General features: G+C 67.3%; 15 protein-coding genes and 1 pseudogene. 4 read left to right on the forward strand and 12 right to left on the reverse strand.

Annotation, left to right across the window (positions count from 1 at the left end; genetic code table 11):
* Positions 1–11 precede the first annotated feature (11 nt).
* From MJO54_RS11770 to MJO54_RS11795, 6 genes are all read right to left on the reverse strand, one after another.
* On the reverse strand, positions 12–851 hold the full coding sequence (locus MJO54_RS11770) for a carbohydrate ABC transporter permease (protein WP_105295710.1): 840 nt from the start codon (positions 849–851) through the stop codon (positions 12–14).
* The gene (locus tag MJO54_RS11775; protein ID WP_105295711.1) at positions 848–1,732 is read right to left on the reverse strand and encodes a carbohydrate ABC transporter permease; all 885 of its coding nucleotides are present in this window, start codon (positions 1,730–1,732) and stop codon (positions 848–850) included. The genes MJO54_RS11770 and MJO54_RS11775 overlap by 4 nt, the downstream gene beginning before the upstream one ends.
* Positions 1,729–2,982: an ABC transporter substrate-binding protein gene (locus tag MJO54_RS11780; protein WP_165797937.1), complete on the reverse strand. Its 1,254-nt coding sequence runs from the start codon at positions 2,980–2,982 to the stop codon at positions 1,729–1,731. The genes MJO54_RS11775 and MJO54_RS11780 overlap by 4 nt, the downstream gene beginning before the upstream one ends.
* 98 nt (positions 2,983–3,080) lie before the next feature.
* On the reverse strand, positions 3,081–4,994 hold the full coding sequence (locus MJO54_RS11785; protein ID WP_105295712.1) for a YhgE/Pip domain-containing protein: 1,914 nt from the start codon (positions 4,992–4,994) through the stop codon (positions 3,081–3,083).
* A 2-nt stretch (positions 4,995–4,996) separates the two neighbouring features.
* Positions 4,997–5,758, reverse strand: a complete 762-nt coding sequence (locus tag MJO54_RS11790) for an ATP-binding cassette domain-containing protein (protein ID WP_082957257.1) — start codon at positions 5,756–5,758, stop codon at positions 4,997–4,999.
* Between the two features lie 85 nt (positions 5,759–5,843).
* Positions 5,844–6,731 (reverse strand): sigma-70 family RNA polymerase sigma factor, encoded by an 888-nt coding sequence (locus MJO54_RS11795; RefSeq protein ID WP_046284025.1) that lies wholly within the window; start codon positions 6,729–6,731, stop codon positions 5,844–5,846.
* A gap of 72 nt (positions 6,732–6,803) precedes the next feature.
* On the opposite strand from MJO54_RS11795, the gene MJO54_RS11800 reads away from it, so the two are divergent.
* The gene (locus tag MJO54_RS11800) at positions 6,804–7,157 is read left to right on the forward strand and encodes a DoxX family protein (RefSeq protein ID WP_046284026.1); all 354 of its coding nucleotides are present in this window, start codon (positions 6,804–6,806) and stop codon (positions 7,155–7,157) included.
* Between the two features lies 1 nt (position 7,158).
* Here the strand turns inward: MJO54_RS11800 and MJO54_RS11805 are convergent, their stop codons facing one another.
* From MJO54_RS11805 to MJO54_RS11820, 4 genes and pseudogenes are all read right to left on the reverse strand, one after another.
* Positions 7,159–7,602 (reverse strand): TOBE domain-containing protein, encoded by a 444-nt coding sequence (locus tag MJO54_RS11805; RefSeq protein WP_105295713.1) that lies wholly within the window; start codon positions 7,600–7,602, stop codon positions 7,159–7,161.
* 31 nt (positions 7,603–7,633) lie between these two features.
* Positions 7,634–8,434 carry a nuclear transport factor 2 family protein gene (locus MJO54_RS11810; protein WP_105295714.1) on the reverse strand — a complete coding sequence of 267 codons (801 nt, stop codon included), beginning with the start codon at positions 8,432–8,434 and terminating at the stop codon, positions 7,634–7,636.
* Positions 8,431–9,003, reverse strand: coding sequence for an isochorismatase family protein (locus MJO54_RS11815; RefSeq protein WP_046284057.1), 573 nt, complete (start codon positions 9,001–9,003; stop codon positions 8,431–8,433). Before MJO54_RS11815 ends, MJO54_RS11810 begins: the two co-directional genes overlap by 4 nt.
* Positions 9,004–9,057: 54 nt before the next feature.
* Positions 9,058–9,372: pseudogene (locus MJO54_RS11820) on the reverse strand (DUF2784 domain-containing protein); the annotation flags it as partial.
* A 92-nt stretch (positions 9,373–9,464) separates the two neighbouring features.
* On the opposite strand from MJO54_RS11820, the gene MJO54_RS11825 reads away from it, so the two are divergent.
* Entirely contained in the window at positions 9,465–10,034 is a 570-nt protein-coding gene (locus MJO54_RS11825; protein WP_105295715.1) for an RDD family protein, read from the forward strand.
* 16 nt (positions 10,035–10,050) lie between these two features.
* On the opposite strand, the gene MJO54_RS11830 is transcribed toward MJO54_RS11825, so the two are convergent.
* Positions 10,051–11,556: a carboxylesterase/lipase family protein gene (locus MJO54_RS11830; protein WP_065153313.1), complete on the reverse strand. Its 1,506-nt coding sequence runs from the start codon at positions 11,554–11,556 to the stop codon at positions 10,051–10,053.
* A 154-nt stretch (positions 11,557–11,710) separates the two neighbouring features.
* On the opposite strand from MJO54_RS11830, the gene MJO54_RS11835 reads away from it, so the two are divergent.
* Positions 11,711–12,418 (forward strand): hypothetical protein, encoded by a 708-nt coding sequence (locus tag MJO54_RS11835; protein WP_105295716.1) that lies wholly within the window; start codon positions 11,711–11,713, stop codon positions 12,416–12,418.
* 3 nt (positions 12,419–12,421) lie between these two features.
* On the opposite strand, the gene MJO54_RS11840 is transcribed toward MJO54_RS11835, so the two are convergent.
* Positions 12,422–12,760, reverse strand: coding sequence for a hypothetical protein (locus MJO54_RS11840; protein ID WP_046284058.1), 339 nt, complete (start codon positions 12,758–12,760; stop codon positions 12,422–12,424).
* A 139-nt stretch (positions 12,761–12,899) separates the two neighbouring features.
* Here MJO54_RS11840 and MJO54_RS11845 point away from each other — a divergent pair, with 139 nt between their 5' ends.
* Positions 12,900–13,235, forward strand: coding sequence for an RNA polymerase-binding protein RbpA (locus MJO54_RS11845; RefSeq protein WP_046284032.1), 336 nt, complete (start codon positions 12,900–12,902; stop codon positions 13,233–13,235).
* Positions 13,236–13,283: the final 48 nt, after the last annotated feature.

The raw sequence follows: 13,283 nt of genomic DNA on the forward strand, positions 1-13,283 counted from the left end.
CGCTCTCCTCACTACCGTCCACCGAAGCCCGTGGCCGCGATCCCGCTGACGAAGGACCGCTGGGCGATCGCGTAGATGATCACCAGTGGGGCCAACATCAGCATGGATGCGGCCATCAGCACCGGCCATTCGGCGACGTACTCCCCCTGCATCCACACCAACCCGAGGGTCAGGGTGGCGATGCCCTTGCGCTGGATCATCAGCAGCGGCCACAGAAAGTCATTCCAGACGTTGATCCAGGTCAGCACCGCCAGCACCATCACCGCAGGTTTGGCGTGCGGCAACAGAATCCGCCAATAGATCGCCCACGGTGAGCAGCCGTCCAAGATCGCGGCCTCCTCCAGATCGATAGGCAGGGTGGCGAAGAACTGTCGCATCAGATAGGTGCCGAACGCGCTGCCGAACAGACCGGGGATGATCATCGCCCACATGGTGTCGGTCCACCCGAACACCCGCATCAAGATGAACTGCGGAATCACAGTGACCGTCAACGGCACCATCAGCGTGGCCAGATACAGCACGAACAGCGTGTCACGGCCGGTGAACGGCAGCCGGGCGAAGGCATAGCCGGCCAGCGAACAGAAGAACACCTGCCCCGCCGTTACGCAGCCGGCGTAGAGAATGGTGTTGAACAGCATCCGCCAGAACGGCATTCGGGCGAACACTTCGATGTAGTTGGACCATTGCGGATGGGCTGGCAACAGTATCGGCTGGCTGATCTCGGCCTGGCGCTTCAGTGAGCCCGACAGCGCCCACAGAATCGGGAACAAGGCGCAGGCGGTGACGGCGCCCAATCCCGCGTAGACGCCCAGCAGCCCGGCAATGCGATGCCGCGTTCGTGGGCCGGTCACTGGTCCACCGCGTTCCTGCGTGACAAGCGCAGTTGGACGACGGTCAGGACCAGCAGCACGGCAAACATCACCCAGGCCAGCGCGGACGCATACCCGAAGTCCAAGAAGGCAAAGGCCTGCTGGAACAGCATGATGGCCAACACGTAAGTACCGGTCTCGGGCCCGCCGCTGCTGCCGGTGAGCACGTACACCAGATCGAATGCCTGGAATGCGTTGATCACCGAGATCACCACCACAAACCACACCGCGCCGCGGATCATCGGCACCGTGATGGACACGAAGCGCCGCACCTCGCCGGCGCCGTCGATGCGGGCTGCCTCGTGCAGGGAGTCGGGCACGCCCTGCATGGCCGCCAGCAGGATCACCGTCGCAAACGGCACGCTCTTCCAGACGCTGACCAGACACAACGAGGCCATCGCCCAGTGCGGTTCGGTGAGCCAGGGCACCGGTGCGATGCCGATCCAGCCGAGCATGATGTTGAGCAGGCCGCTGTCGGTGTTGAACACGAACTGCCACACCACCGCGATCACCACCGAGGACACCGCCAACGGCAGAAAGGCGATCGCCCGAAACACGCCGATTCCCTTGATCTTCCGGTTCAGCAGTCCCGCCACCGCCAGGCTGATCAGCACCGTCGGGATCACGGTGCCCAGGGTGAACACCGTCGTATTGCGGACCGCGATGCCCAACAGCGGGTCAGCGGTGAACAGGTCGCGATAGTTCGCGGCGCCGACGAACATCGGCGGCGTAAACAGATCCCATCGCTGAAAGCTCATGTAGAGCGAGAAGGCCAGCGGGAACGCCATGAACACCGCGACCGCCGCCAGGTTCGGGGCGATGAACCAGCGTCCTGCGCGTGCTCGTCTGCGGGTGGGATTCATGCGGTGGCCAACACTTCGTCGATCTGCGGCGTAAGCCCACGTTTGAGAGAAGCCGCGGGGCGCTTGCCGCGCAGTACCGGCCCGATCGCGCGGTCCATCAGCGCGTGGACCTTCTGCCAGTCCGGGGAGATCGGCAGTCCTTCGGAATGCGCCGGGCCGCCGGTCAGCACCGCAAGGTTGCGGATCCCGGTGTGCGCGGCGGTGAATCCGGGCGTGTCGATCGCCGAGCGCAATACCGGCACGAACAGCCCGGACTCGCCGATCAGCCGCTGTCCCACCGGCCCCGCCGCGAATTTGACGAATTCCCAGGCCTGTTCCCGATGGCGGCTGTCGGCGGCAATGGCCAGGCCGGTGCTGCCGATCGCGGATTGAGCCGCCATGCCCTTGGCTGCGGCAGCCGGTCCGGTCGGCAGCACCGCCACGTCGAATTCCAGCTCCTGCGCTTGGACGAAGGTCTGGTAGCGCCAGTGCCCACCGAGCGCCATCGCCGCGTTGCCCGCGGTGAACAGGCCCATCGTGGAGATGGACTGGGTGTCCGCGGCGGCGGGCGCCACGCGATGCACGTTGGACAGGTCGGAGTAGAACTGGATGCCGGCGAGAAAGTCGTCGTCGTCGAAGTTCAGGTGCGTCGGGTTGACGCGCGGCACTGCCCACGGCACCCCGTTGTTCATGCCGAACAGTGCCGCGGAGTACGGCGGCGACCAGGTGTCGACGAAACCCCACTGGGTGACTCGGCCGTTTTCGGACCGCCGGGTGAGTGCGGCGGCGGTGGCCAGGAACTCGTCGAACGTCCAGGGCGTGTCCCAGCGGCCCGGCGGTGGCGGCACACCGGCGTCAGCGAAGATCTTGGTGTTGTAGAACAGGAACGCACCCGACCACTGCTCCGGGAACGCGTACTGGCCGCCGTTGAAGCCGAACGTCTCGTAGAGCGCGGGGATGCTGTCGGAGCGGAGCGCCGCCGCGAACTGCCGATCCCGTTCCAGCAGAGTGTTCAAGTCCAACAGCACACCGCGGTCGGCAAGTCCGGCGTAGTTGAACTCCCACGCCATCAGCACATCCGGGCATTTCCCGCCGGCGCAGAACGTCGACATCTGCTGGGTCGGGTCGCCGCCGGCCAGAATCGTGCGCACCCGAATGTCGGGGTGTTCGTGCTGGAACGCGTTGACGATCCGCATCCGGGCGTCGGCTTCTTCGGGATTGGCCGCGAAGAAGAACGTGAGGGTGTCGTCGTCGCTGCCGCAGGCTGACATCGCGGGCAACACTGCTGCGGCCCCGATCGCTCCGGCGCCGCGCAGCACGCTGCGGCGCGTCAGCGATCGTGCACCGGAGGCCAGCACCCGCGAAACCGTCAGACTTCGATCGGCGGGTAGAGGCGTTCGAGGGTGAACTGACGATCTCGGCGCGCAGCCCAGGAGCTGGCGACAAGTGACACCACCAGGATCCCGGCCAACACAGCAACCGACGTCCACAGCCGCTCGTCAATACCGCCGACGGTCAGTTGGCGTAACCCGTTGACGGCGTAGGTCATCGGGTCGTAGGGATGCAATATCTGGAACGGTTTCGCCGTGGTCTCCACCGGATACACCCCGCCGGAGGACACCAGCTGAAACATCAGGAAGGCCAGGGTGAACACCCGGCCCACGGCCACACCGAGCACGGCGTTGAACGCCTGGATCATCGCCAGGAACGACGCGGCGATCAACGCCAGGAAGGCGACCATGCCCAAGGCGTGTCGGGCCTGCAGCCCCACGCCGAAGTGCACCACCGTGTACATGAGCAAGACCTGGCACACCCCCAGCAGCAGGGCCGGCCAGTACGAGGCCAGCACCACCCGCAGCGCGCCAAGGCCGTTGACGATGGCGCGAGTCTGCAGCGGGGTCAACAACATCCACACGATCAGCGAGCCGATGAACAACGCCAGCGGCAAGAAGAACGGGGCGAACCCGGTGCCGAAGGTGGCGGCTTGATGAGTGAAGTCCATGTCCACCCCGACCGGGCTGGCCAGGATTGCCGCGACGTCGACACGTTGCTGGTCGGTGATGGTCGAGGCACGCTGGTCGGCCTCGCCCAGTCCCGACGCCAGCTGGGCGGCGCCGTCCTTGAGCTGATTGCTGCCATCGGTCAGTTGGACCAGGCCGTCGCTGAGCTGGTTCGCCCCGGCTACCAGCGCGGTGGCGCCGTCGCGCAGCGCGACCACATCCGACCGGAGACCGCCGTCGAGGGCGTGGGTCATGAAGGTGCGCAACCCGCTGTTGGGATTGGCCAGATCGTTCTCCAGCCGTTGGGTGTCGGCGCGCAGCTGATTCAGGCCCTCGTCGGTGGCCGGGTCCAGTCCCTCGACATCGAGCAGCCGCTGGGCGCCGGCGAGGGTGTCGCCGAGCCCGCGGACCGCCGGATCTGGGTTGGCGCGCAAGGCGTCCACCACCTGGTTGACGATCCCCGCGGCCTGTTGGTAGTTGATGTTGAGCGACGCGATCCGGTCGCTGACCGTCTTGAGGTTGCCGCTGAGGCTCGCCGCGGCAGCGCCGGCGGCGTTCGGGTCGAAGCCCATGTTGGCGAGGTCATCGGTCACCTTGAGCAACGGATCGGTCGCCTGTTGGACACCATGGTTCAGCTGGCGGATTCCGTCCGCGAGCGCCGCCGAGCCGTCCCGGGCCGTGCCCATGTTGTCGGCCAACGTTTTTGACCCGTCCGAGAGCTGGCCGGCTCCATCCGCCGCCTTCTTGACCTCGTCGGTCACCTGGGTCAGCGCGGTTCCGATCACCTGTTGGCCGACCTTGGAGCTCACTTCGTTGAGCACCTCGCGGGCGGCGTTCTGCCCCATGACCGAAGCCAGGTAGTTGTTGGCATCGTTGAACCGGAACTGGATCTCTGCCTTCTGCGGATGCGGGCCCGCCGGGGACACCACCGCCGTGCTGAAGTCAGAGGGCAGGGTGATCGAGAAGTAATAGGTTCCTTCGGAAACACCCTTGACGGCTTCGCTTTCCGACACCTGATGCAGATCGAGCTGCTTAGAGTCGACCAGCGCGCGGGTCACCTCGTCACCGGCATGCAACTGTTCCCCGGAGACCACCGCGCCGGTGTCCTCGTTGACCAAGGCGACCGGGATCTTGTCGATGGCGGCGAACGGATTCCAGAACGCCCACAGGTACATCGCGCCGTACAGCAGCGGCAGCACGATTATGGTGATCAGGGCCAAACGCGGCATGGTGCCACGCGAGTAGCGTTTGAGGTCGGTTCCCAGCGACATTCCGGCGAGCATGGTCAGCGGTTCCCCTTCTCGTGCCGGCCGGGAACGAGCTCAGCACGCTCCAGACGGTCGACGGTGATCTGCCCGGCGAGCCCGAACCCGTCGGGAATCGGATTGGCCGATGAGGTGATCACGGTCTGCTTCTCCCCCAGCGCCACCAGCCGAGTAAGCAGGATGGCGCGATCGCGACTGTTCTTGATCTCGTCGATGCTGCCGACCACCAGCAGCGGTGGACGTGCGGTGTTGGCCAGTGCGATGCGCAGCAACAACCCGGTCATTTCGTCGAGGTGCTCGACGTAGTCGTGCAGTTGGGGTACCGGCAGGTCACCGAAGACCGGGCCGCAGATCGCGTCGCGCTCGGCATCACCGGCGCGGCGGATCAACTGGTACCAGGGTGCATCCCAGCGGATCTGTTCGGTGATCAGGTCTGCCACCGTCACCGACTCGTAGATCGCATCGATCTGTTCGATACCGGCCAGGGCAGCGACGCCGAAGATGTCGCGGGCCTTGCTGTGCCCGAGCACGGTGAGCGTGCCCGACGACGGCTTCATCCGGCCGGCCAGGTTCATCATCAGGGCGGTGCGACCCGAGCCGGGCGGGCCGACCAACACGGTGGTGCCGCCGGCCGGGATATCCAGGTCAAGCGGTCCGAAGACGCGCCCCCACGGCCCGGTCATGGTGATGCCGCGGGCCGTCACGGCCGGCGGTGACGGCGCTGCCTCCGTACTCTCCCCTGCCGCCGTGGTCTCCCCCGCGGCCGTCGTTTCGTCTGGCATGGACGCCCCCTCACACATCGGTTCGCGTGACCCATCAAAGCAGAACCGGCAGCCATGGGCGGCCGTCACGTGTTCTTGCAGCGGATCAGGTCCCTGGCAGTTGCAGCGTCGCGGTGCGCAACCGCTCGGGATCACCGGCGATATCAATGGTGTGGATGCGGCCGTCGTCGCCGATTCCAATGCGCAACAGGGCCAGCAGGCGGCCTGCGGGGGCGATCGCGATACCCGGTGCGCCGTCGATGAGCAGCACGGTACCGGCGCGCGCCCGCCGGGTGAAGTGCCGAGTCTCGGTGGCGACATCGCCGGCGCCACGCATCTCGGTGGGCACACCGGCAGGTATCAACACGGGGTCGACGCGGCGCACCACGTCCGGTGCCAACAACTCCAGCAGGGTGGGGATGTCGCCGCCACGCGAGGCGGCCAGGAACGCGCGCACAATCTCGAGATGCTCGGCGCGGCGTCGCGGCTGGTCGGCCGGCGTGGCCCGCAGCCGGGCCCGGGCACGGCTGGCCAGCTTCTTGGCCGCGTCCGGTGAGCGGTCCAGTACCTCGCCGATCTGCTCGAACGGCACATCGAACACGTCGTGCAGCACGAAGGCGACGCGCTGCGCCGGCGACAACCGGTCCAGCACCACCAGCAGGGCCCGGCTGACCGCCTCGGAGCGCAGCACCTGTTCGTCGGCGGCCGGTGCGGCCAGCTCTGGGGAGCTTGCCAACTCGGGTGCCTCCGACAGTGATTGCTCGACGCGACGCGCGCGTGCCCGCAACTGGTCTATGGCGGTGCGTGCGGTGATGGTGGTGAGCCAGCCGGGCAGATTGTCCACCGCGGCGAAATCGGCACTGCTGGCCTTCAGCCAAGCGGATTGGACAGCGTCGTCGGCGTCTGCCGCCGAGCCGAGCAGATGAAACGCCACCGAATGCAGATGTCGGCGGTTGTCTTCGAACCGTTGGGCCAAAACGTCGGTGTTGCCCATGGGTCACCTTTCCCGTTCGGGAGTCGTCACAGGGATAGAGCCACATCCACCGACGACAGGAAGAGCAACACCATGAGCGTACAGACGATCTACCTGGTGACCGTCGTGGTGACCGCGGTCGCCACCGTCGCCATCGCCGTACCCGATTTCATACCGGCACAGTTCGTCCTGGCCAATTCCGCGCGGGTGGGAGTGCCGCGGTCCTGGTTGCCGCTGCTGGGCGGGCTGAAACTGGCCGGCGGCGCCGGCCTGCTCGTCGGGCTGGCAGGGGTTCCGGAGCTTGGCGTCGCCGCCGCAGCTGGGCTGGTCGCGTACTTCATCGGGGCGGTCGTGACCCACGTGCGAGCCGGGGTGTTGTCCAACATCGGTTTCCCGGCCGCCTATCTGCTGCTGTCGACGGCGTCGCTGGCGATCTTGCTGGCCTGACCTAACCGAATTCGGCGGCCGGGTCGGTGTGGCTGACCGCACCGGCCCGTCGTGGCAGTTCGACCACGACGTTGGTGGCCTTGACCGAGGCGACCACCAGGCTGCCGGGTTGCAGCTGCAATTCGTCGGCGGCCTCCCTGCTGACCAGTGAGACCAATCGGAACGGTCCGGCCTGGACCTCGACCTGCGCCATCACCGTGTCGCGGGTGACCTTGGTGACCAGCCCGACCATCCGGTTGCGTGCCGACTGGCCCACCACCGGATTGCGTGAGACCGGTTCGACGGCAGCACGCTCCTGGGCGAACCGGGCCAGCTCGGCACCGTCGACCATGCGGGGGCCACTGCCCGCCGTCAGAGACAGGCGACCGGAGTCGATCCACCGGCGGACGGTGTCGTCGCTGACCCCGAGGAGCTCGGCGACTTCGGCAATTCGGAAGCTCGGCACGAGGTGAGTTTATCGCCGCTGTGGCGCCCGATCAGGCTCCTGGGAAATACCGGATTGTCGTGATCGGCGCCCCACGGCCGGCCACGTCGAAGAAGAGCACGGCGCGTCGCCGTGCCGCGGTGATCGCCACCGCGACGGTGCTGCCCGCAGCCAACATCTTGGTCAGCCGCGCGCCGTCCAGCTGCGCCCCGAGTTCGGCAAGTTCCAAGGCGGTGTCATCACCGTAAGTTACTGTGGCACTGGGTGATAGCGAAACCCGGGCGGTGGCTGTGTTACCCGCGGCGAGTGCTTCCAGGAAGGCTTGCACCGGCTTCTTGCCCCTGCTGCCCGGTCGGCGGAACCCGGCGACGAATCCGGCGGCGCCGGCCAGTCGCTGATTGCGTAGCAGTGCTTGTGACAACCCGATCCCGGCGGGCAGCGACGCGACACCGTTGCCGAGGAACTGGCCCACCATGGCCGGGAGTTCCCAGTAGGCACGCAACCGCTGCAGTTCCCAGCCGCCGGCCGACTCGTGCAGGTCATAGCGCAGGATCGCCGGGATGTGCATGGTGACCGACGGTCCCATCGCGACCTCGAGCTGCAGATCCCGGACGACCGTCGTCCCACACACAATGTCGAGATCGCGGTGGAAGGTGATGTCGCGCGGACCGATGAACGTGTCGTAGAACCGGCCGATCTGCTCGGGGCCGACGTGCGGGCGTGACCCCACCGGATCCTCCACCCGGCCGTCGGCGCTGAACAGGCCCGCCCAAGCGGACCTATCGTGGGCAGCCGCGGCGGCCGGTGACTGCTCGACTGCGGCCAACAGCTCCGCGGCCTTGGCGCCCGTCATCGGGCCGCCTCCGCCACAACGACACCGGCGCTGTGTATCGCAGCCAGCGCGGCGGCGCTCGACTCGGCCGACACGCTCGCGGTCAGGTGCGACAACACGGTGGTGGAAAAGCCCTCGCGGACAGCGTCTTTGGCGGTAGCGCACACGCAGTGCTCGGTGGCGACACCGACCACGTCGACGTTGTGTACTCGATGTTGGATCAGCCAGTCGCGCAGTGAGGTGCCCTCGTCATCGACACCCTCGAAGCCGCTGTATCCCGCGCTGTACGCGCCCTTTTTGAAGACCGCCTCGATCCGAGCCGTGCTCAGTGCCGGATGAAATTGCGCACCGGGACTTCCCGCGACGCAGTGCGGCGGCCAGGACGTTCGATAGTCCGGATGTTCGGAGAAATGCGCGCCGGGATCGACGTGCCAGTCCGCAGTAGCCACCACGTGCGCGTAGCGGGCCTTGCCCGCTGGGCTGTCCACGTAATGGCTGATCTCCTGCGCGACGGTCACGGCACCAGGCACCGGGATCGCTCCCCCCTCGCAGAAATCGTTCTGCACATCGACGATGACCAGCGCCCGCATGCGTCCACAGTATCGTCGGCGGCGCAGCGCTTCTCGGCCACACAGCGCCCAGGATCCGAGGACCGTCACCAGCACCGCGGCCTCGACCGCGGTGGTCCACGCCGGCGGGTAAAGCACACCGGCCAGATAGTGGGCGATGAATCCGTCCGCTGGTAGCGGGGCCATTCCAGCGGCGGCACGCGCCCGGCGCTCCAGCCAGGTCAGCGGGCAGTCCAGATGACCGATGACGATCAGCCCCGCCCAGATCGCCGCCGCCCCGTGCAGCCAAACGGTGCGCGGCCAGCGCACGGCGAGAAAGCCGCCGACCACGACGTAGCCGACGAACGCAAGATGCGATGCGACGATGAGCACCACCGCGATCTGGTACATCGGTCCGCCGTTTCGCCCTCCGCAGAAACCGCTTCCGTCCCTGTTCGTCACGGTACATTGGCGAACATCCAACGTGGTCAGGAGCAAATCTGATGACAACCGGCGATTTCGGCCCGAACGGTCCTGGCTACGGCCCCGGAGGCCCCGGAGGCCCCGGAGGCCCCGGATATGGCCCCGGATATGGCCAGCCCGGCGGCTATCCGCCGCCGCAGGGCTGGGGGCCGCAGCCCGGAGGGGGACAGAAACCGGGCGGGCTGGGCAGGCGCTTTTGGGCCCGCGTGCTCGACGGCTTCCTGGTCGGCATCGTGGCGTTCTTCCTGTCGGTGTTCCTGTTCTCCGACGACTACCCGTTCCTGGTCACCGGCCTGTTCTCCGGGGCGCTGACGTTCGGCTACTTCGTGCTGTTCGAGGTGACCCAGGGCGCCACCCCGGGCAAGCGGCTGCTGGGCCTGGCGGTGCACGGGCCCGACGGGGTCTCGAAGCCGACGGCTTCGCAGTCGGCCATCCGCAATTCGTTCACCTTGCTGGCCGTGGTCCCCTACCTCGGTGCGCTGCTGGCCTTCGTGGCCTACGTGGTGATCGCCGTGACGATCAGCGGCAGCCCGACCAAGCAGGGCAAGCACGACGAGTTGGCCGGTGGCACCCGGGTGACTCGGGCCTGATTCCCAACGCGAGACGTCAGTGCGCTAACGAAAAACCTTGCCAGGCCTTGCGTCGCTCGGGGGCCGGGTCGTATTCCAAGCGGGTCTTGCGGTCGAACACCATGACGGCACGCTCGTCGGCGGTGTAGGCCGGCCAGCCCTCGTCCGGCACCCCCGCCCGGCTGAACGCTCCCCAACGGCGCTGCACCTGCTTGCTGACCTGCAACGCCGTCCGGCGGTCCGCACCGGCCGTGAGCAGCCGGCCAAAACCGCCAGTGCGGTACACATCGAACACCGCGAACAACTCGGTGGCGTGCGTGGCACCCATGCCCGACCAGCGCAGCATCCGCGGCGCGTAGTCGTAGCGGTAGACGTAGGTGGGGGCATGGGCCCCATGGGCATCGGCGATTTGCCACACCGCGGCATTGAAGGCGAAATCACCGCCGAGCCGGATGCACGCCGCCCGCTTCGGGTAGTCCGGATAGGCGGCGATGATGCGGTCACGCACCCCCGCGTCGGTGCCGGCCAGTACCGCCTCGACCATCGGCTCGTCCACCGGCAGCATCTTGAGGAATCGGGTGAACAGCCGCCCCTCATCGGCGTTGCTGCCCACGATGAGCGGAACCCGGTGGGCTGATCCCTGCCGCATCGCCTCAATCGGGTCCACCGGCAGCACGTCGTCGCCGCAGACCGGCCCGATCGGGAACGCGCCCAGCATGTCTCGGTTGCCGTCGGCGATCAATCGGTCTTGGGCGGCCAGCAGCTCCGACGGCGTCACGCGCAGCAGTGCCTGGGCGCCGGACGGTCGTACCCCGAGCAATGCGGCGAATCGCTCGGCGAAGGCGGCAGCAATGTCGGTGTTGCGCACCAGACCTGCGGCCGGGCTTTCGGCGATCGCACGAGTGAACAAGCCTTGCGCCGCGGGAACCGCCAACAGGGTGGCCACCGCGTGCGCACCCGCGCTCTCCCCGAAGATGGTGACGTTGTCGGGGTCACCGCCGAATGTCGCGATGTTCTCCTGAACCCAGCCCAGGGCTAGCACCAGATCGCGCAGATACAGGTTGCTGTCCAGGGTGACCTCGGGGGTCGACAGCGAGGACAGATCGAGACACCCCAGCGCACCGAGCCGGTAGTTGACCGACACGTACACACAACCGCGACGGGCCAGCGCCGCACCGTCATAGATGGGGGTGGCCGAACTGCCCATGATGTAGCCGCCACCGTGGATGAACACCATGACCGGCAGCGGGCCCGTGTCGGTGTCCTCCGGGGCCACCACGTTGAGCGTCAGGCAGTCCTCACTGGTCGGCTGGAACCGGCCGGGACCCAGGACGGTGTAGAACCGTTCCTGCGGCGCGCAATTGGTGAAACCGTGGCAATGGCGTACCCCCGACCACGGCTCCGCCGGCTGGGGCGCCCTGAACCGCAGCGGACCGACCGGCGGGCGGGCATACGGAATGGACCGCCATCTGCGCACCCCGTCGCGGACGAAACCCTCCACAACGCCGGTGGCGATGCGGGCCTGCACAGGGTGGTTATGCATGAGCCGAACGGTAGCGAATCACCCGGTGGTTAGCGAACCTCGACGAAGGAGAGGTGCGGCTGGACCGCCGCTTGGACACGGCCGGTTAGCGAACCTCGACGAAGGAGAGGTGAGGCTGGACCGCCGCTTGAGCAGGGCCGGTTAGCCTAACGGCATGCGTCTCACCGGGCTGGTCGCCGTACTGCTGTTGGTCGCGGGATGTTCTGGCGCCAAGGTCGAAGAGCCGACGCCGACTTCGACTGGTTCGTCTTCCTCCAGCACGGCACCGCCGTCGACATCGGCGACGTCAACCTCGGCGAAGCCCACGGGGCCGCTGGCTCCCCCGGCTGCGGGCGCGGCGATCGCCGACGTCATCGCCTGGATAGAAGCCGGCCAGCCCGTCGACACCGCCGACTACCACAAGGCCACCCGCGACGGCGAGGTCACCGATCTCATCAATGATGTCGCCTTCACGGTGGGAGCTGCGCCGCGCCGCGCCACCACCTGCATCAGCGATTCCGGTTCCCCCGACAGCGCCTTGGCCTGTGTGGTGGATCTGGCGAACCCGCCGGCACAGCCCGCCGACATCTACGGCGAGTGGAAAGGCGGCTGGGTCGACTTCGGCGGCAACACGCTGCGGGTGGGCTCCGCGCACGGCGATCCGGGCCGGTTTGTGCACGGCGACGGCGCGCAGCTGCCGGACGGATCGACCCTGTCGTTCGGCGACTACCGTTGTCGGGCGGATCGAGTCGGGCTGATCTGCGTGAACTACGCCCACCGGTCGGCGGTGCTGCTGCGCCCGGCGGGCATCGGAACCTTCGGCTGCCTGCACCCGGTACCGCCCCCAGCCGACGCCGGCGAGCAGTTCAGCTGCGCCAGCTGAGCTTCAGCGCCAACGGTCGGCCGAATCGACGGCCTGCAGCAGAATGTCGCACAGTTGCCGCAGCTCGTCGTGGGGAGCGTCTTCGGACAGCGCGGTCGCGATGTCCTCGGCCGCACATCGCACCTGATAGACCCGATCGGACAGGGCGGTCGCCTCGTCGGCGGAAAGCACCACGGAGTCGGGCGTCAGGGCCGTCGTCTTCCCGCTGCTGATCAGGGCACGCTGCTCGTAGGCGCGCTGCCGGCAGGACTGCCGGCAGTACTGGCGGCGCCGGCCGATCCCGGCATCACCCACATCGCGGCCACACCATCGACACGGCTGGGGGCGGGGACTGCGAGGCACGTCGAACACCTTAATCCGAGGACGGCGACGTTCCCGGTATCATGAGAGGTCGCGCCATATGCGCCGGGAACTTCAGAGGGTTCGCTCGCGTTGACACTCGCGAGGCATTTTTCACCAATAGGCATAAGGAGAGTGGGTCATGGCTGATCGTGTTCTGCGGGGCAGTCGGCTGGGAGCCGTGAGCTACGAGACCGACCGCAACCACGACCTGGCACCGCGCCGCATGGCGCGCTACCGCACCGACAACGGTGAAGAGTTCGAGGTGCCGTTCGCCGACGACGCGGAGATCCCCGGCACCTGGATGTGCCGTAACGGCCTGGAAGGCACCCTGCTCGAGGGCGACCTGCCCGAGCCGAAGAAGGTCAAGCCGCCGCGCACCCACTGGGACATGCTGCTGGAGCGCCGCTCGGTCGAAGAGCTCGAAGAGCTGCTCAAGGAGCGCTTGGAGTTGATCAAGACGAAGCGGCGCGGCTAAAAACCGCGGGCTTGTTCGCACCGCGGCGTCTCGCCCGAGACGCCGCGG

It is taken from the genome of Mycolicibacter virginiensis, from assembly GCF_022374935.2.
GTDB classification, from domain to species: Bacteria; Actinomycetota; Actinomycetes; order Mycobacteriales; family Mycobacteriaceae; genus Mycobacterium; species Mycobacterium virginiense.

Coding starts and splice junctions, on each gene's coding strand:
- MJO54_RS11775 (WP_105295711.1), bottom strand. CDS start 1,732: ATGAATCCCACCCGCAGACGAGCACGCGCAGGACGCTGGTTCATCGCC.
- MJO54_RS11780 (WP_165797937.1), bottom strand. CDS start 2,982: ATGTCAGCCTGCGGCAGCGACGACGACACCCTCACGTTCTTCTTCGCG.
- MJO54_RS11785 (WP_105295712.1), bottom strand. CDS start 4,994: ATGCTCGCCGGAATGTCGCTGGGAACCGACCTCAAACGCTACTCGCGT.
- MJO54_RS11790 (WP_082957257.1), bottom strand. CDS start 5,758: ATGCCAGACGAAACGACGGCCGCGGGGGAGACCACGGCGGCAGGGGAG.
- MJO54_RS11795 (WP_046284025.1), bottom strand. CDS start 6,731: ATGGGCAACACCGACGTTTTGGCCCAACGGTTCGAAGACAACCGCCGA.
- MJO54_RS11800 (WP_046284026.1), top strand. CDS start 6,804: ATGAGCGTACAGACGATCTACCTGGTGACCGTCGTGGTGACCGCGGTC.
- MJO54_RS11810 (WP_105295714.1), bottom strand. CDS start 8,434: ATGACGGGCGCCAAGGCCGCGGAGCTGTTGGCCGCAGTCGAGCAGTCA.
- MJO54_RS11815 (WP_046284057.1), bottom strand. CDS start 9,003: ATGCGGGCGCTGGTCATCGTCGATGTGCAGAACGATTTCTGCGAGGGG.
- MJO54_RS11825 (WP_105295715.1), top strand. CDS start 9,465: ATGACAACCGGCGATTTCGGCCCGAACGGTCCTGGCTACGGCCCCGGA.
- MJO54_RS11830 (WP_065153313.1), bottom strand. CDS start 11,556: ATGCATAACCACCCTGTGCAGGCCCGCATCGCCACCGGCGTTGTGGAG.
- MJO54_RS11835 (WP_105295716.1), top strand. CDS start 11,711: ATGCGTCTCACCGGGCTGGTCGCCGTACTGCTGTTGGTCGCGGGATGT.
- MJO54_RS11845 (WP_046284032.1), top strand. CDS start 12,900: ATGGCTGATCGTGTTCTGCGGGGCAGTCGGCTGGGAGCCGTGAGCTAC.